This is a genomic window from Lysobacter sp. MMG2, assembly GCF_016735495.2.
Classification (GTDB): domain Bacteria; phylum Pseudomonadota; class Gammaproteobacteria; order Xanthomonadales; family Xanthomonadaceae; genus Lysobacter_J.
This window is the reverse complement of the sequence record NZ_JAERQY020000001.1, coordinates 1,646,441-1,663,657: the sequence shown is the minus strand read 5'-3', so window position 1 is coordinate 1,663,657 and position 17,217 is coordinate 1,646,441. Positions and strand designations below refer to the sequence as shown.

The window sequence follows — 17,217 nt, the reverse complement described above, 5'->3', positions numbered from 1 at the left end:
GAAAGCCCCTCTCCCGCCTGCGGGAGAGGGGTTGGGGCGAGGGCCGCGCCCGAACCCGCCAACCGCTCGAAGGACTCCAAATGAATCACGCAATCGCTGAATCCGCTTCACACGACTCGCGCGCCCGCACCATCGACGACCGCTCCACGCTGCGCGCCAGCGTCGGCTTCGCCGTCGTCATCCTGGCCGGCTTCGGCTTCCTGTATTCGCTCGCGGGCGCGGGCCTCGGGCGCGTGCTGTTTCCGCACCAGGCCACCGGCAGCATGGTCGAAGTCGACGGCACGCCGCGCGGCTCGGCGCTGGTCGCGCAGCCGTTCGTCGATGCGCGCTATTTCCAGCCGCGCCCATCGGCCGGCAACTACGACCCGATGGCCGCCGCCGGCAGCAACCTGGCGCGCAGCAATCCGGACCTGCGCAAGCGCATGGACGAACTGCGCCAGCAGGTCGCGCAGCGCGAAGGCATCGCACCCGCGCAGGTGCCCGCCGAGCTGGTCACGATGTCCGGCGGCGGCATGGACCCGCACCTGTCGCCCGAAGGCGTGCGCGTGCAGATCGCCCGCGTGGCGAAGGCGCGCGGGCTGAGCGAGGCGCAGGTGAACGCGCTGGTCGCCGGGCATACGGAGCCGGCGACGTTCGGCGTGCTCGGGCGGCCGCGGGTGAACGTGCTGGAGTTGAATGTGGCGCTGGATCGCGCACGCTGAGGCGTGGCGGATCGCGCAATCTCACCCCGTTCGTCCTGAGCGTAGCGGCGAAGCCGCGAAGTCGAAGGATGGACGGGCCTGGAGCGCTGCCGCCCGCCCGTCCTTCGACTCCGCTTCGCTACGCTCAGGACGAACGGTACAGGCCGGCGCGGAGGTCGGGCCGAGCGCGCCGAACGCCCAGTCCAGAACGCAGGCACCTACTCCGTATGCCGAGCGACGCAACCGCAGCCACCATCCAGCACAATGCCCGCATGACCGATTCCCACGACGCCCGACGCGAGCAGCAGGCCGACGCCCTTATCGGCGAACTCCGGCGCGAAGGCGCGGGGCGGCTGACGATTTTCCTCGGCGCGGCGCCGGGCGTCGGCAAGACCTACACCATGCTCGCCCGTGCGCGCGAGTTGCAGCGGCGCGGCCTCGACGTGGTCGTCGGCATCGTCGAAACGCACGGTCGCGGCGAGACCGCGGCGCTGCTCGACGGACTGGAGCTGCAGCCGCGCAGGCGCGTGGAGTACCTCGGACGCGCGCTGGAGGAACTCGACCTCGACGCACTGCTCGCGCGCAAGCCGGCGCTGGCGCTGGTGGACGAACTGGCGCACCGCAATGTGCCCGGCAGTCGCCACGAACGCCGCTGGCAGGACGTGGTGGAACTGCTCGACGCCGGCATCGACGTCTACACCACGATCAACATCCAGCACCTGGAAAGCCTCAACGACGTCGTCCACCGCATCACCGGCATACGGGTGAGCGAGACCGTGCCGGACGCCGTGTTCGACCGGCTGCGCGACATCGTGCTGGTCGACCTGCCGCCGCGCGAGCTGATCGAGCGTCTGCAGCAGGGCAAGGTCTACGTGCCGGAGCAGGCGGCGCAGGCGCTGCAGGCGTTCTTCTCGCCGAGCAACCTCACCGCGCTGCGCGAGCTGGCGATGCAGACCGCCGCCGACCGCGTCGACAGCGATCTGCGCGAGGCGCAGGCCGCGCGCGGATTGCCCGGTGTGCCGCTGCGGCGCGGCGTGATGGTGGCGATCGACGGGCGCGGGCAGTCGGAGTACCTCGTGCGCGTGGCGCGCCGCCTGGCCGAACGCCGCGATGCGCCGTGGACGGTCGTCACCGTGCAGGGCAGCCAGGCCACGGACGACGCGCGACAGCGCGAACTCGACCGCGCGTTCGCATTGGCCCGGCGCCTCGGCGGCGATGCGCTGGTGCTGCACGGGAACAACATCGTCGATGCGTTGCTGGACCACGGCGCGCGCTCGGGCGCCAGCGCGATCGTGCTCGGCCGCACGCGCGAGCGGCCGGTCGCGCGCATGTTCAACCGCACGTTGACGCAGCAGTTGATCCAGCGCGGCGCGCATTACGAGCTGACCATCGTCAGCACGCCGGAGGCGCGCGCCCGCGCGCGCCGCTCCTGGCGCGGCACGGGCAGCCTGCTCACGCGCAGCGATGCGGCGCTGGCGGTGTTTTCCGCGGCAGCGGCGACCGCGCTGGCGTGGTTCGCCGAACGCTGGATCGGACTGGACGACCTGTCGCTGATCTTCATCGTCGCCGTCGTGCTGGTCGCCGCGCGCACGCGCATGACGGCGGCGGTGATCGCCGCGGTGCTGTGCTTCTTCGCCTACAACTTCTTTTTCATCGAACCGCGCTTCACGCTGATGATCGGCGCGCGGCAGGGTGCGATCACCGTCGTGCTGTTCCTGATCGCCGCGCTGGTGGCGGGCAGGCTCGCGTCGAAGCTGCGCATGCAGGTGCTCGCGCTGCGCGCCGCCAACGCGCAGGCGACGGCGTTGCAGACGCTGGGCCGGCAACTGTCCACCGCGGCCGACCTGGGCCAGGTGCTGCATGCCGGCCGCGATGCGTTGCGTCGTGCGCTGGACGCGGACGTCGTGCTGCATGCCGGTGCGCAGTCGCTGCACTTCGAAGTGCTCGACGAAAAGGACCGCGCCGCGGCCGACTGGGCGATGCGTCATCGCCAGGCTTCCGGCCATTTCACCGACACGCTGGCCGGCTCGGACTGGTGGTTCCTGCCGTTGGCGCTGGGTGAGCGTGAGACCGGCGTGGTCGGCCTGCGTCTGCCCGACGGCACGCGTCTGGGCGCGGAGCAACGCCGCCTCGCCGAGGCGATGGCCGAAGACATCGCGCAGGCCCTGGTGCGCACGCGCCTGGTCGCCGACCTGGAAGACGCGCGCGTGGGCAGCGAGACCGAGCGATTGCGTTCGGCGTTGCTGTCGTCGGTGTCGCACGACCTTCGCTCGCCGCTGGCTTCGATCATCGGTTCGGCCAGCAGCCTGGACCATTACGGCGACGCGATGGGCCCGCAGGACCGGCGCAGCCTGCTCGACACCATCCGCATCGAGGGCGAGCGGCTGGACCGCTACATCCAGAACCTGCTCGACATGACGCGCCTGGGCCACGGCGGCCTCACGCTCAATCGCGACTGGATCGGCGTGGACGAGCTGATCGGCTCGGCGGTGACGCGCCTGTCGCGTTACGAGCCGCAGGCGCGTTTCGAGGTAGCGGTGCAGCCGGACATGGCGCCGATCTGGGTGCATCCGGCGCTGGTCGAACAAGCGCTGTTCAACGTGCTGGAGAACGCGGCGAAGTTCTCGCCGGCCGGCGAAGCGGTCGAAGTGGAGGCGCGCGACGTCGACGGCGCGCTGCGCATCGACGTGCGCGACCGCGGCCCGGGCATTCCCGAGGACGAACGCCGGCGCATCTTCGACATGTTCTACAGCGTGGAGCGCGGCGACCGCGGGCGGCAGGGCACGGGCCTGGGGCTGGCGATCACGCAGGGCATGATCGGCGCGCACGGCGGCAGCGTGGAGGCGCTGCCGGGGCCGGGTGGCCGCGGCACGACCATCCGGATTACGCTGCCCCGCCTGGAGCCGTGAACGCAACGCACCGATGAGCGACCCTTCCGCCACCACGCCGCCGCGCATTCTGGTGATCGACGACGAACCGCAGATCCGCCGGTTCCTCGACATCAGCCTGCGCGCGCAGGGCTATGCGGTGGAAACGGCGGAGACGGGGCAGGGCGGGTTGGAGGCCTTGGCCGCGCATGGCGCGGATCTGGTGATCCTCGACCTCGGCCTGCCCGATCGCGACGGCCAGCAGGTGCTGCGCGAACTGCGCCAGTGGTCGACGGTGCCGGTGATCCTGTTGACCGTTCGATCGCATGAAGCCGAGAAGGTCGCCGGCCTCGACGGCGGCGCGAACGACTACGTCACCAAGCCCTTCGGCGCGCAGGAGCTGATGGCGCGCGTGCGCGCGCTGCTGCGCACGCGTGTGACCAGTGCCGAGGCGCCGCCGGTATTCGACGACGGCCATCTGCACATCGATCTCGTCCGCCGCGAGGTGACCCTGGACGGTGCCGCAGTGGTGCTGGCGCGCAAGGAGTACGCACTGCTCGCACTTCTGGTGCAGCACGCCGGGCGCGTGGTGACGCAGCCGCAGATCCTGCGCGAACTGTGGGGCCCGACGCACCAGGAAGACACACATTACCTGCGCGTGCTGGTCGGCAAGCTGCGTCACAAACTGCACGACGACGCGGCGCGGCCGCGTTACATCGCGACCGAGCCGGGTGTCGGGCTGAAGTTCATCGCCTAGGACGGATCGGACGCTTACGTCCACGCCTGCAGCGGCGCTTTCCCGAGCGAACCGGTGGCGTTCGGCGACGCATCCTGCAACGGCGCGGCCTGCCGGCTGTGCAAGTACAGGTAGCCGGCCAGGGCGACGATGAGGATGGCCGCCATCAGGAAGAAGATCTGGCGTCTGTTCATCGGCCCGCTTCGCTCAGCGTCGTTTCTGGTCGCCGTGATCGCCCTGTCCGGACGGTACGGTGGTGTCGGATGAGCGCTTGCGGTCCTGCGAGAGGGATCGACCGACGTCGTCGGATTCCTTGAAACGTCCCTTCTCGTCGCGACGCACGTAGCGCTTGTCGCCATTGGGGGAGATGAGTTCGCGCTTGCTCGACGCCATCGGCCTGGGCCTCCACGGTGGTGTGGCTGCATGCTCGTGGGGCGCGGGTTAAGGCCGGGCGAATGCGTGCATCGTTAACGCGTTCGACGTGATTGCGTCACGGTGCCTTCACCATGAACGCACGGTTTCGCGCGAGGCGATCGACTCAGGGCTTCGCGGGTGCGGTGCGTTTGCGATAGACGACGAGGATGACGAGGTCTTCCTCACCGCGCTGCGCCAGCGCGTGCGTGCTGCCGTCGCGCGTGAGGATCGCATCGCCGGCAGCGACCTCGCGACGTGTTCCGTCGAGCAGCAGTTCACCGCGGCCGGAGAGCACGTAATAGATCTCGTCCTTGTCGTTGCGGTGCTCGCCGATGGTCGCGCCTTTGTGCAGTGCGCGCTGGCGGAAGACGATGTCGAAACCTTGCGCGTCCTCGAAGAACGGGTACGCGGTGGTCGTGCCCTGGCCCTCGTGCGGGCCGGGTTGCTGCACGGCGACGTCGCGGGCATTTTCGACGTAGGAGTCGCGGCGCGGTTCTGCGGCGTGCGTCGCGGCGCAGGCGGTCGACAGGAGGATGCAGGCGGCGATGCGGATCATGGCGTTTACTCCACTCCCTTGCTCTTCGCTCCTCCCCTGCAAGCAGGGGAGGATTCACGGCGTCACATCACCGCGCCAGCCAGCCGCCATCCACCGGCAGGATCGCGCCGTTGACGTAATCCGACGCGCGCGAAGCGAGAAACACCGCCGCACCGCCCAGATCGGCCGGCGTGCCCCAGCGAGCCGCCGGAATGCGCCCGAGGATCTCCGCGCTGCGCTGTTCGTCGGCGCGCAGTTGCGCGGTGTTGTCGGTGGCCATGTAACCCGGGGCGATCGCGTTGACGTTGATGCCCTTGCTGGCCCACTCGTTGGCGAGCAGCCGCGTGATGCCGGCGATGCCGCTCTTGCTGGCGGTGTACGACGGCACGCGGATGCCGCCCTGGAACGACAGCATCGAGGCGATGTTGACGATCTTGCCGCCGCCGTTGGCGATCATCTGCCGGCCGGCCGCCTGCGCCATGAAGAACGCGCCCTTGATGTTGACGTTCATGACGTCGTCCCAGTCCTTCTCGGTGAAATCCACCGCGTCGGCGCGGCGGATCAGACCGGCGTTGTTGACCAGGATGTGCAGGCCGCCCAGGCCTTCGACCGTTTCGCGCACGACGCGGTCGATCGGCTCCAGGCTCGACAGGTTCGCCTCGATGGCGACGAAGCGGCGGCCGAGCGCGCGCACCTTCGCTTCGGTCTCGGTCGGCGGCGCGATGCCGGCGGCGGCGATGTCCGCGCCGGCTTCGGCCAGTGCGAGCGCGATGCCCTGACCCAGGCCGGTGTTGGCGCCGGTGACCAGCGCGACCTTGCCTTGGAGACTGAACGGATTGGCCATGAAAACTTCCCCTTTCAATGCAATGGATGATCGCGCGCAAGACGATGTTCGTCCCGGGCGTGGCGAAGCGAAGTCGAAGGACTGCCAGGCACCGCTCCGTTCATCCTTCGACTTCGGCGCTGTGCGCCTACGCTCAGGACGAACGGACGCCCGCTTTCGCGGGCATGACGCGGGTTCACTTGAGCTGGCAGATGTCCAGCTGGTTCATGTCGGTGTAGTCCAGGTTCTCGCCGCCCATGGCCCAGATGAAGCAGTAGTTCTTCGTGCCCGAGCCCATGTGGATGGACCACGGCGGCGACACCACGGCCTCGTCGTTGGCGATGACCAGGTGGCGCATGTCGGCCGGATCGCCCATGAAGTGCATGACGCGCTGGTCGCCCAGGTCGAAGTAGAAATAGACCTCCGAACGGCGATCGTGCAGGTGCGGCGGCATCGTGTTCCACACGCTGCCCGGCTTGAGGATGGTCAGGCCCAGCAGCAGCTGGCAGCTCTTCACCGTCGCCGGGACGATGTACTGGTAGATCGTGCGCTCGTTCGACGTCTCCAGCGCGCCGCGCTCCAGCGGCACGGCCTGCGAGATGGAGATGTGCTTGGCCTCGAAGCGCGCATGCGCCGGCGTGGACGCGAGGTAGAACTTGGCGGGATTGGCTGCGTCGTTCGACGCGAACTGCACGTCGCTGCTGCCCATCGGCACGTAAAGGCCGTCCTTGGGCTCCAGCGTGTAAGCGGTGCCGTCGACCGTCACCGAGCCCGTGCCCGTGCCGACGTTGACGATGCCCAGTTCGCGGCGTTCCAGGAACGGCTTGCCGGCGGCGGAGGCCGGCTCGGTCTGCTGCGGCAGCGAGACGGGCGCGGTCGTCGGCGCGGCGCCGCCGATCACGAAGCGCTCGTTGTGCGAGTAGTTCAGGACCACCTGGCCCGGCACGAACAGGCCATCGATGAGGTAGCGCTCGCGCAGCTGGTCGTTGCTGGCGCCGGCCATCATGTCCGGGTGGGTGGCGTGGTAGGTCTTGCGGAACATCGGGCCTCTCCGGTGGTTCGGGCCAGTGCGGACGGCGCCTGGCGGGGTCATGAGGCGATGATAGCCGGGTTTTGGTAACCGGTGTCAAAAGGGGTTGGCCATGGCACGTTTGTCCCTTCTCCCCTTGCGGGAGAAGGTGCCCAAAGGGCGAAGAGGGGCGCGCGTAGCGCGTGCCTTTACAAGAGGTCCTACCCCTCAACCTGGCCGCCTCCGGCGGCCTGTCCCTCTCCCGCAAGGGGAGAGGGGGCGCTCAGACCTTCGGCCGCTGACTCGAATCGCGCACGACCAGGTGCGGCGTCACGGTGCGCGGCGCGGCGGGCGGCTCGGCCGATGCGGCCGGTTCGTCGGACAGCAGCATCTGCGCGGCCATGTGGCCCAGGTCGCGGATCGGCGAGTGGATCGTGGTCAGCGCCGGCCACAGCTGCGACGCCAGCGGGCTGTCGTCGTAGCCGACCACCGACAGATCGCCGGGAATCGACAGCCCCCGCCGCATCGCCGCCTTGTACACGCCGGCGGCCATTTCGTCGTTGCAGGCGAAGATGGCGGTCGGGCGCGGCGATTTGGCGAGCAGGTACTCCGCACCGGCCACGCCCGAATCGAACGTGTAGCCGCCTTCGTAGATGTAATCCGGCGACAGCTCGATGCCGCGCGCGTCCAGGCCGCCCAGGAAACCGCCGCCGCGCTCGACGGTGGAACGGTAACGGCGCGGGCCGGTGATCAGGCCGATGATGCGATGGCCCAGGGATTCAAGGTAATTCGCCGCTTCCGTGCCGGCCTGGCGGTCGTGCGTGACGACCATGCTCGCGGCCTGGTCCAGCGGAATGGAGGCGATGCGCACGTAACGCACGCCGATTTCGCGCAACGCCGTGGCGAGCTGCTCGTCCTCCGACACGCGCGGAATCAGGATCACGCCGTGCAGCTTCTGCTGCTGGGCGAAGCGGCGCACGCTCTCGATGTAATCCTCCTTGGAGGAATCGCACGGGTGCACCACCAGCTCGTAACCCGAATCGCGCAGCGCGTCGAGCGCGCCGTACTGCATGTTCACGATGAACTGCGCGGTCGGGTTGTCGTACACCAGCCCGATCAGGAACGAGCGCCGGAAGGCCAGCCCGCGCGCCTGCGGGTCGGGCACGTAGCCCAGCTGCTTCATCAGCGCGAGCACTTTCTCGCGCGTCTCCGGATGCACCAGCGGCGAGTTGTTGATCACGCGCGAGACGGTCTTCTTCGACACGCCGGTGAGCCGCGCGATGTCGTTGATCGTCGCCTTGCCCGTCAGCGTCACGTCCTCCGGCGCGGGCAGCGGCGAGGTGGCGGAGCGGGAACGGCGGGAGCGCGGCGCGGGTTCGGTCATGCCGGCAATTCTAGCCGCCCGCCGGGTTCGCGCCCGCCCCGGGCCCTCACGATTTCAGCGCCGCCGGCAACCACAGCGACAGCGCCGGCACGAAGGCCACCACCAGCAGCACGAACAGCCCGGCCAGCCAGAACGGCCAGATCGTCCGCATGCTCTGGCCGATGCTGATCTTGCCTATGGCCGTGCCGACGAACAGCACCGAGCCCAGCGGCGGGCTGATCAGGCTCAGGCCGCCCTTGAGCACGAGGATCACGCCGAAATGCACCGGATCGATGCCGATGGCGCGCGCCACCGGCAGGAAGATCGGCGTGCAGATCAGGATCATCGGCGCCAGGTCCAGGAAGGTGCCCAGCACCAGCAGCACCAGGATCATCAGCAACAGCATGAGGTTGCGGTCCTGGGTGAGGCCGGTGAGGAACTCCACCGACGCCGCCGGCACCTGCAGGTAGGCCAGCAGCCAGCCGAACACGGCGGCGGCGGCGATCACGAACAGGATCGCACCCGCACTGCGCGCGGCGTGCACGACCGTGCCGAGGAACTCGCGCCAGTGCAGCTGCCGGTACAGCACGCTGGTGACCAGCAGCGCGTACACGACGGCGATCGCGGCGCTTTCCACCGCGGTGAAGATGCCCGCGCGGATGCCGACGAAGATCAGCGCCACCAGGCCCAGGCCCGGCAACGCGGACACCAGGCGCAGCGCCACCGCGCGCCAGCCGGGGAAGATCTCCACGCCATACCCGCGATGCCGCGCGACCGCGTAGCAGGTGAGCATCAGCGTGGCCGTCATCAGCAGCGCGGGCAGGATGCCGGCCGCGAACAGGTCGGCGATCGACAGCCCGCCGCCGGCCGCGGCTGAATACAGGATCAGGTTGTGCGAAGGCGGCACGAGCAGCGCGACCAGCGCGGCGGTGATGCACACGTTCACGGCGAAGTCGCGGTCGTAACCGCGCTGCACCATCTGCGGGATCATCGTGCCGCCCACCGCCGAAACGTCGGCCAGCGCCGAACCCGACACGCCGCCGAAGAACAGCGAGGACAGGATGCTCACTTGGCCGAGCCCGCCGCGCATGCGTCCGACCAGCGAGGACGCCAGTCCGATCAGGCGTTCGGAAATGCCGCCGCGCAGCATGATCTCGCCGGCGAAGATGAAGAGCGGAATGGCGATCAGGCTGGCCGAGCCCGAGCCGGCCGAGACCTGCTGCACCATCACGATCGACGGAACGTCCAGGTACATCAGCGTCGCCAGCGACGCCGCCGCCAGCGCAAAGGCCACCGGCACGCCCATCACCAGCAGGAGGGCGAACACACTGAAGAGGATCGCAATGGCCATCTCAGTCGGCCTCCGGGGCGGCGGGTGCATCGGGCGAGGCGATCATCTGTGCCAGCGCGAACAGCGCCATCAGTGCGCCGCTGACGGCCAGCGGCAGGTACTCGATGCTCTCGGGCATCGGCGCGCCCGCCGTGGGGATGTGCACGCCGTCGATGAACAACACGGCGCCCCAGTACAGCAGCACCAGTCCGATCAGCACGATCACCGCCGACTGCAGGAGGTGCATCGCATGCCGCGCACGCGGCTTGAGTGCTTCGGCCAGCAGCGAGAAAGCGAAGTGCCGGCGCGTGTGCACGCCGGCGGCGGCGCCCAGGCTCATTGCCGTGCTCAGCAGCAGCAGCGTGACCGGTTCAGTCCAGCTGGGCGAATCGTTGAGCACGTAACGGGCGATGACCTGCCAGCCCTGCACGACCACCAGGCCGAGCAACGCCAGCGCGGCGGTCGCGATGGCCCAGTCGGCCAGCCGCCCGGTGACGCGCTGCAGTAAGGAAGAAGGGAACGCGATTGCGGTGTCGGCCATGGAGTCCTCAGGCAAGCTCGCGGATGCGCCGGTACAGCGCGTCGATGGACGGATCCTGGCGGTACCGCGCGATCAGCGGCTGCGCGGCGGCGCGGAACGCGGGAATGTCCACCTCGTTGAACTTCACGCCGGACTCGACGACGGTGTTGCGCGCCTGCTCTTCCTGCTGCGCCCACAGGCGGCGCATCACCTGCACCGATTCGCGTGCCAGCGACAGCAGCAGCTCGCGGTCGCGCGGTGCCAGCGAATCCAGCGTCTGGCGCGACATCAGCAGCACGTCCGGCGCATAGGAGTGATCGCTGTGCGACCAGTAGCGCGCGGCTTCGAAATGGCGGCTGGACTGGAAGCTGCGGATGTTGTTCTCGGCACCGTCGATCATGTGCGTCTCCATCGCGGAGAACACTTCGCCCAGCGGCAACGGCGTGGGATTGGCGCCGAACAAACGCATCATGCGGATGAAGATGTCCGACACCGGCACGCGGATCTTCAGACCGTGCAGGTCGGCCGGCTCCACGATCGGATGCTTGATGTTGTAGAAGCAGCGCGGGCCGCTGTCATAGATGGCCAGGCCCACCAGGCCGCGTGCCTGGAAGCCGTGCAGCACCTGCGCGCCGACGTCGCCGTCGAGCGCGCGGCGCAGGTGCGGCACCGAATCGAACACGTACGGCAGGCACAGCGCCTGCGTCAGCGGGAAAGCGTTGTTGAGCGCGCCGGTGTAGACGCGGGTGATGTCGATGGCGCCGAAACGCGCCATGTCGATCGCCTCGGATTCGCGCCCGAGCTGGCCCGCGTGGTACATGCGAAGGCGCACGCGCCCGTCGGTCTGGCGTTCGAGCTGCTCGCCGATCCAGCGCACGGCTTCGACGGTCGGGTAATCCTTGACGTGCACGTCGGTGGCGGTGAGCACGCGCGTGGCGCCGTCGGCGCGCAGCAGCGGCGCCGCGCCGAGCGCACAGGCGCCGGTGAGTCCGGCAAGGAAACGGCGGCGTCCCATCGTGCCTGCACTCATGCGTGCTCCTGCGAAGGCGTTGCGGCCACGGCATTGCACAGGATGTCGCCCCAACGGCCAAAACTGATGCGCGAACGCTGGCCGGCCACGATGTCGTGGATGCCGGTCGCCGCGCCCGTGGTCACCAGCATGCCCTGCTTCAGCGGGTATCCGCGCGACGCGCAACGCGACAACGCGAAGGCCAGCGCCGCGAGCAGGCCGCCGCTGATCGAAGCCGCGCCGCCTTCGCCGACGAGGTGGCCGTCGATGAAGGTTTCGCACGTGAGGTCCTCGGCGGGCAGGCGCTGCCAGCCTTCGATTTCCGCGCCCAGGATCAGCCCGGTGTTGTTGCCGAAGTCCGACACCACCACCGGCGGCCCCAATACGTTGATCAGCGGCAGCGGGCTGCCGGCCAGTTCGACGCCCACCATCAGCATGTCGACCAGCGCGGCGGCTTCCTGCGCCGTGTAGTCGGTCTTGTCCGCCGGTGCGTCGTGCCCGATGCGGAACACGTACTCCGCTTCCACCGCGGCGAATCCCCCCGGAATCACCGCGAACGTCGCACCCTGGAGCGTTGCACTGTCGTTGGCGCCCGGCGCCTGCACGGCGCCTTCGAAGATCGGCCCGACCAGCCGTTCCTCGCCCAGCTTCGCTTCCCAGTCGGCCGGAATCTTGCCGACCTTCCATCCCACCACCGGCCGTCCCCACAGCGCGATGGCTTCGTCCTGGCAGGCATAGCCCGCCGCCAGCGTCTGCGGGACTTCGCCCGGATACTGGGGCAGCGCCTGCGCCTGCCGGCGCGCGTCCACCAGCCGCCGGGCGATCGTTGCACTGTCGGCGCTGCCCGCGTCGGGCGCGTGTCTGTCCATGCGGCGGCTGTCCCCTGCAGATCGACTGATTGGAACTGTTGTATAGGAAACCGGTGTCATTGACAATCGGGGTCTACACTCGGCGCACGACTCGGGGAGAGTACGGATGGGGCAGCAGCGCGGAAGGGGCGTTTTTACGCGGTTTGCACGGGCGGCAGCGGGGGCGCTGCTGGCCGGAGCGGTGGTCGGAGGCGTATCGCTGGCGGTGCAGGCGGCGCAGACCTCGTTGTCCCAAGGGACAGGGCCGCTGGCGTTTCCGGGCGCGCAGGGCTGGGCCGCGCATACGCCGGGCGGTCGCGGCGGGCAGGTGATCCGCGTGACGACGCTCGCGGCCAGCGGGCCGGGCTCGTTCGCGCAGGCGCTGGCGACGCCGGGTCCGCGCATCGTCGTGTTCGAAGTCGGCGGCGTGATCGACCTGGGCATGAAGGAGCTGCGCATCACCGAGCCCTTCCTCACCATCGCCGGCCAGACCGCGCCGCAGCCGGGCATCACCTTCATCAAGGGCGGCCTCACCATCGCCACGCACGACGTGGTGGTGCGCCACATCCGCATGCGACCGGGCGACGGCGCGATGCCGAAGTGGTCGGGCGATATCGATGCGATCACCACCGTGCGCGGTGCGCGCGACGTGATCGTCGACCACTGCTCGCTGACCTGGGCGACGGACGAGAACCTGTCGGCGTCGAGCACGCGCTTCCACGGCGAGGACGAGAAGGCGTGGATGGACGCGGCCTCGCGCCGCATCACCTTCAGCAACAACATCATCGCCGAGGGCCTGGCGAATGCGACGCACCCCAAGGGCGAGCATTCCAAGGGCTCGCTCATCCACGACCACGTCAACGACGTGCTGATCGTTGGCAACCTCTACGCGCACAACTACGAGCGCAACCCGCTGTTCAAGGGCGGCGCGCGTGGGCAGGTTCTCAACAACCTCATCTACGATCCGGGCCAGCGCGGCGTGCATTACAACCTCATCGCCGAGGAGTGGCTGGGCCATCCGTACTCGCGCGGGCAGGTGATCGCGCGCGGCAACGTGATGCGCGCGGGGATCTCGACGGAAGACGTCGCATTCTTCAGCGTGGGCGGTTCCGGCGACGTGGACGTCTACCTGGACGACAACCTCGCGGTCGATCGCCTGGGCAATCCGCTGCCGCAGCAGGGCCGCTACACCACCACGCCGATCGACGTCGCCGCGACCAAGCGCGCACCCGCGCTGCCGTTCGGCGTGACGCTGCTGCCGTCGGCGAAGGTGCAGGACGCGGTGATCGCCAATGCCGGTGCGCGTCCGTGGGATCGCGACGACGTGGACCGCCGCATCCTCGCCGACACCATCGAAGGCCGTGGCCGCATCATCGACAGCCAGGAGCAGGTGGGCGGTTATCCGAAGCAGAAGGAAACGCGCCAGGCGTTCGTGCCCGCCGACTGGGACATGGACACGATGGAGCCGTTGAAGGCGCTGCCGCGTCGGGAGCCGTTGAAGTAAGCGACGGTCGCCGCAAGCGGAGAGGGCGATACGCGAGAGGAGAGGCCGCGCGCAGCGCTTCATTCCGCGCGTAACGCTCCAGCCAGCGCCAGCCCCGACTCCCGCAACGCAAACGCGAACTCCCGCGCCATCCGCGCCGCGCCCTTCGGCGAGAAGTGCGTGTTGTCCTGCAAGCCGGCGGGATAGTTCGCCTGGGTTCCTGCCGGAATCCACAGGAACAGCGCCTTGGATTCTTCCGCGCCTGCCTCCTGCAATACCGCCGAACTGCGCCGCTCCATGTCGATCAACGCCACGCGTTCGCGCGCTGCGAGCGCCCGCACCAGGTCCGGATACTCGCCGTGGCTGGGCACCACATGCCCGGCTTCGTCGAAGCGCCGGCGCGCCACCGGCGTCAACAGCACCGGCGTGGCGCCCTTCGCGCGCACGTCGGAGACGAAGCGCTCGAGGTTGCGTGCGTAGTCCGCGGGCGGCGTGTAGCGGTCGGGCTTCTCGACCGACTGGTCGTTGTGGCCGAACTGGATCAGCACCACGTCGCCCGGCTTCGTCGCCTCCAGCAACGCCGCCCAGCGGCCTTCCTCGATGAAGGTGCGCGTGCTGCGGCCGTTCTTCGCGCGGTTGTCCACGATCACGCTGCCCGGGCGGAACTGCGCGGCGAGGTGTTCGCCCCATCCGGCCTCGGGGCGCTTTTCGGGCAGCTTCTCCGCCATCGTCGAATCGCCGGCGAGGTGGATCGTGATCGGCGGTGTTGCGTGGGTGGCGAAGGCGCAGAGCAATGTTGCGAGGGTGAGGAGACGACGGAGATGGCGCATGGCAGTGGATGCGGTGAGGGCCTGGGTCTCGGGCTTCGCCGGGATGACGGTTGAGGGTGGTGTAAGCACGAGAGATCCGTTGGCGACGCGGCACTCAGACGGATAGCCAGCCATCGAGCACGCGTTCACGCGCATACGCCTCCACGCGTTCGCGCGGAAGTTCACGACGGGAGGTGGAGCGATGAGCGCCCGGACCCGAGCTCGCATGCTCGAACAGGCGTGCCGACGCGGGCTGCAGCATCACGCGGCGTCCGTCGCGCGCGGTGTAGCCCATCTCGTCCCAGCCGCGCGCGTCGATGTGCGCATCCATCCAGCAGTCCAGGTACACCGCGGCGCCGATCGCGTCGGGATCGCCGTACTTGCCGTCGGGAAACGTGCGGCCCGGGCGCCACGCGCGGCCCAGCGCGACGCTGCCGTCGGGCACCTGCGCCTCGCGCGTGAGCCGGCAGCGCACGAAGGTCAGGCCATACGCCTGCGCCGACGGCGTGCACGGCACGGCGACGTAGCCCTGCCGCGCCTTGCCGGGGCGGTGACGCGAATGCAGCTCGCACTGCTCGAACAAGGCATTGCCGCCGCCGAACACGAAATCGACACTGCCGGCGATGCGGCACGCGCGGAAGTGGCTGCGTCCGGCATCGGTGAACAGCGTGTCCTGATGACCGGAAAGATCGACGCGTTCGAACGAACACCGGTCCGAGCCGGCATCGAGCATCAGCGCCACCGCCTGCGCGCCGTTCGGGCCGATGGGCTCGAACTTCGGTGCGGTGAGGTTGCCGACGTAGTCGAAGGCGTTCTCGACGGTGAGGTTCTCCATGCGCACGTCGGGCGCGCGCACGGTCACGCTGGCGCATCCCCATGTGCCCCAGGGTTGGCCGTCGGGACGTTTCATGCCGGCGGCCGCGTCGTAGGTGAGCACGCTGGTCGCGCGGTCCTCGCCGATCAGGTGGACGAATGGGCGGTCGATGACGAGCTTCTCGTGCCAGCGGCCGCGGGTGACGAGGATGCGGAACGGACGCGTGCCATCGACCGGCGCGGCGGCGATGGCGTCGCTGACGGTGGCGAACGTGCGATGGCCGTCGCGTGGAGCGGTTGCGACGATGGCGTCGAAGTGACAGGCCTCCTCCCCCTGCTGGCAGGAGGAGGTTGGGAGGGGGGTGTGAGGCGCGTCAGCGCCGAGCTCGCCGCGTTGCGGCTTCGCGACCCCTCCCCAACCGGCCCGGCCTTCGGGCGTAGCAAGCAGGGGAGGGGGCAAGAGCAGCAGCGCGGTGGAGGACGCCAACCCGCGCAGCATTCGACGCCGTTGCAGCAAGGAATCCTGCGACATCACTTGAACGGACCCGCACCCAGGATCACCGCCAGCGGCACCAGCGCAGTCGGGTCGATGCGGCGGTACAGCGTCGGCGTCCAGGCGACGTTCGGGTCCAGCGGCACCGGATTGACCGCATTGAATGCCGCGACCACATCCACGCGCGCATGGCGCAGCAGCCCGTTGCGCAGCGTGCCCTCCGCGCGCAGCGCGGTGCCGTTAAAGCGCTCCACGAACAGGTCCGGCGTCACCGCTTCGGGCACGAGGAAGTGGTTGTTCTGCGCGACGATCTGCGACTCGATGCCCGCGCCCCAGCTGTAACCGTAGGTCAGCGCGCCTTCGTTGGTGAGCGTGTACTGGTTGTTGAACACGTGCACCTGCCCGAATCGCACGCGCGGCACGCGCTGGCCGAGGTCGTGGAAGAGGTTGTGGTGCAGCGTCACGCGCAGCTTGTTGCGATCGGCGCTGGCACCGTCGGAGGAGCCGATCAGCATCGCCTTGTCGTGGTTGGCCATCAGGTTCCACGAGACGGTGACGTTGTCCGATTCGTTGGTGACATCCACCAGTCCGTCGTGGCGCTGGTAAAGGCGGTTGAAGTACGTGGGCGCGTCTTCGTCGCGCGTGGCGACATCGAGGAAGGCGTTGTGGTCGATCCACACGTGCGTGGCGTTGCGCACGGAGATGGCGTCGTACAGCGAATTCCAGTTGCCATCCGCACCATCGGTGGGCGCCCACTGCGGGAAGCAGTCGTAGCTGTCCACCAGCAGCAGGTTGCGCACGATGACGTTCATCGGCTGGTTGCCGCTGGTCGAACTGGGGCGGATGTCGAGCCACGCGCCGCGCAGACCATCGCCGTGGTCTGCGCCGATGATCGTGGTGTTGGCCGGCACGCGGATGCGCACGCGCGCCTGTTGCGCAGCGGCAGAGGCGACGCGTGCGCGCTCCTGCGGGCCACTGGGATTGACGCGGCCCCAGGTGGTCGGATCGTAGGCGGCGAGGAAGGCGGGCAGCGAATACAGCTCGCCCGTCGTCGCATCCGCGCGCGCGTAGTCCTCGCAGGTGAGCGGGTTGCCGTCGGCATCGACGTTCGCGTCGATCATGCCTTCGATGCGGATGATCTTCGGTGTGGCATCGGGGAAGTTCAGCGCCGCGACCAGTGCGTTGCGGTCGGACACGGTGAACACGTGCGCCGCGTCGGCGGCCGATCCGCCGGTGGTGCCCTGTGGCAGCGCGGTGGTGGTTTGTGCGGCCCAGCCGTCGTTGGCTGCGATGGTCTGACGTTCCAGGCCATGGCCGGCGTGCGCGCTCAACGGCAATGCGAGCGCGAGTACGGACAGGAAGATCTGCGTGCGGTGGCTCATCGGTACCGCTCCTTCGTGAGTGGAGGGAGCGGACGTCGGCGTCGGGCGGCGGCGCGGCGTCCGCGGGATCACAACGCAACTGCCAGCGTGCAATGCAGCCCTC

Annotated in this window: 16 protein-coding genes and 1 pseudogene; 4 read left to right on the top strand and 13 right to left on the bottom strand. The window is 69.1% G+C overall.

Translation table 11 applies throughout. The features are described 5' to 3' along the window. The first annotated feature begins 80 nt into the window (after positions 1 to 80). The 3 genes from kdpC (at position 81) to JI752_RS07595 (ending at position 4,304) form a co-directional block, all read left to right on the top strand. On the top strand, positions 81 to 701 hold the full coding sequence (kdpC, locus tag JI752_RS07605; RefSeq protein ID WP_216961476.1) for a potassium-transporting ATPase subunit KdpC: 621 nt from the start codon (positions 81 to 83) through the stop codon (positions 699 to 701). Between the two features lie 251 nt (positions 702 to 952). Beyond that, the gene (locus JI752_RS07600; RefSeq protein ID WP_216961473.1) at positions 953 to 3,589 is read left to right on the top strand and encodes a sensor histidine kinase KdpD; all 2,637 of its coding nucleotides are present in this window, start codon (positions 953 to 955) and stop codon (positions 3,587 to 3,589) included. 13 nt (positions 3,590 to 3,602) lie between these two features. Continuing rightward, the gene (locus JI752_RS07595) at positions 3,603 to 4,304 is read left to right on the top strand and encodes a response regulator transcription factor (RefSeq protein WP_216961471.1); all 702 of its coding nucleotides are present in this window, start codon (positions 3,603 to 3,605) and stop codon (positions 4,302 to 4,304) included. Between the two features lie 14 nt (positions 4,305 to 4,318). Here JI752_RS07595 and JI752_RS07590 read toward each other — a convergent pair whose 3' ends face one another. The 10 genes and pseudogenes from JI752_RS07590 to JI752_RS07545 form a co-directional block, all read right to left on the bottom strand. Continuing rightward, entirely contained in the window at positions 4,319 to 4,477 is a 159-nt protein-coding gene (locus JI752_RS07590) for a hypothetical protein (RefSeq protein ID WP_216961468.1), read from the bottom strand. Between the two features lie 13 nt (positions 4,478 to 4,490). Continuing rightward, positions 4,491 to 4,676, bottom strand: a complete 186-nt coding sequence (locus JI752_RS07585; RefSeq protein WP_216961465.1) for a hypothetical protein — start codon at positions 4,674 to 4,676, stop codon at positions 4,491 to 4,493. A gap of 145 nt (positions 4,677 to 4,821) precedes the next feature. After that, positions 4,822 to 5,211: pseudogene (locus JI752_RS07580) on the bottom strand (cupin domain-containing protein); the annotation flags it as partial. Positions 5,212 to 5,320: 109 nt separating this feature from the next. Next, positions 5,321 to 6,076 (bottom strand): 2-dehydro-3-deoxy-D-gluconate 5-dehydrogenase KduD, encoded by a 756-nt coding sequence (gene kduD, locus JI752_RS07575; protein WP_216961459.1) that lies wholly within the window; start codon positions 6,074 to 6,076, stop codon positions 5,321 to 5,323. Positions 6,077 to 6,251: 175 nt separating this feature from the next. Beyond that, positions 6,252 to 7,097 carry a 5-dehydro-4-deoxy-D-glucuronate isomerase gene (gene kduI / locus JI752_RS07570; protein ID WP_216961457.1) on the bottom strand — a complete coding sequence of 282 codons (846 nt, stop codon included), beginning with the start codon at positions 7,095 to 7,097 and terminating at the stop codon, positions 6,252 to 6,254. 250 nt (positions 7,098 to 7,347) lie between these two features. Further along, complete coding sequence (locus JI752_RS07565) at positions 7,348 to 8,448, bottom strand: LacI family DNA-binding transcriptional regulator (RefSeq protein WP_216961454.1); 1,101 nt, start codon at positions 8,446 to 8,448, stop codon at positions 7,348 to 7,350. Between the two features lie 46 nt (positions 8,449 to 8,494). Next, positions 8,495 to 9,778 (bottom strand): TRAP transporter large permease, encoded by a 1,284-nt coding sequence (locus JI752_RS07560; RefSeq protein WP_216961452.1) that lies wholly within the window; start codon positions 9,776 to 9,778, stop codon positions 8,495 to 8,497. Between the two features lies 1 nt (position 9,779). Further along, the gene (locus tag JI752_RS07555; RefSeq protein WP_216961449.1) at positions 9,780 to 10,298 is read right to left on the bottom strand and encodes a TRAP transporter small permease; all 519 of its coding nucleotides are present in this window, start codon (positions 10,296 to 10,298) and stop codon (positions 9,780 to 9,782) included. A gap of 7 nt (positions 10,299 to 10,305) precedes the next feature. Next, complete coding sequence (locus JI752_RS07550) at positions 10,306 to 11,292, bottom strand: TRAP transporter substrate-binding protein (protein WP_216961888.1); 987 nt, start codon at positions 11,290 to 11,292, stop codon at positions 10,306 to 10,308. An 11-nt stretch (positions 11,293 to 11,303) separates the two neighbouring features. Next, the gene (locus JI752_RS07545) at positions 11,304 to 12,155 is read right to left on the bottom strand and encodes a 2-keto-4-pentenoate hydratase (RefSeq protein WP_216961446.1); all 852 of its coding nucleotides are present in this window, start codon (positions 12,153 to 12,155) and stop codon (positions 11,304 to 11,306) included. A 181-nt stretch (positions 12,156 to 12,336) separates the two neighbouring features. On the opposite strand from JI752_RS07545, the gene JI752_RS07540 reads away from it, so the two are divergent. Beyond that, positions 12,337 to 13,638, top strand: a complete 1,302-nt coding sequence (locus JI752_RS07540) for a hypothetical protein (RefSeq protein WP_216961443.1) — start codon at positions 12,337 to 12,339, stop codon at positions 13,636 to 13,638. 59 nt (positions 13,639 to 13,697) lie between these two features. Here the strand turns inward: JI752_RS07540 and JI752_RS07535 are convergent, their stop codons facing one another. The 3 genes from JI752_RS07535 to JI752_RS07525 all read right to left on the bottom strand — a co-directional run bounded on the left by JI752_RS07535 (position 13,698) and on the right by JI752_RS07525 (position 17,114). After that, complete coding sequence (locus JI752_RS07535; RefSeq protein ID WP_216961442.1) at positions 13,698 to 14,447, bottom strand: rhamnogalacturonan acetylesterase; 750 nt, start codon at positions 14,445 to 14,447, stop codon at positions 13,698 to 13,700. Positions 14,448 to 14,541: 94 nt separating this feature from the next. Beyond that, positions 14,542 to 15,771 carry a pectinesterase family protein gene (locus JI752_RS07530; protein ID WP_216961439.1) on the bottom strand — a complete coding sequence of 410 codons (1,230 nt, stop codon included), beginning with the start codon at positions 15,769 to 15,771 and terminating at the stop codon, positions 14,542 to 14,544. Next, a complete protein-coding gene (locus tag JI752_RS07525; RefSeq protein WP_216961436.1) occupies positions 15,771 to 17,114 on the bottom strand; it encodes a hypothetical protein in 1,344 nt (447 codons plus the stop codon). Before JI752_RS07525 ends, JI752_RS07530 begins: the two co-directional genes overlap by 1 nt. Positions 17,115 to 17,217: the final 103 nt, after the last annotated feature.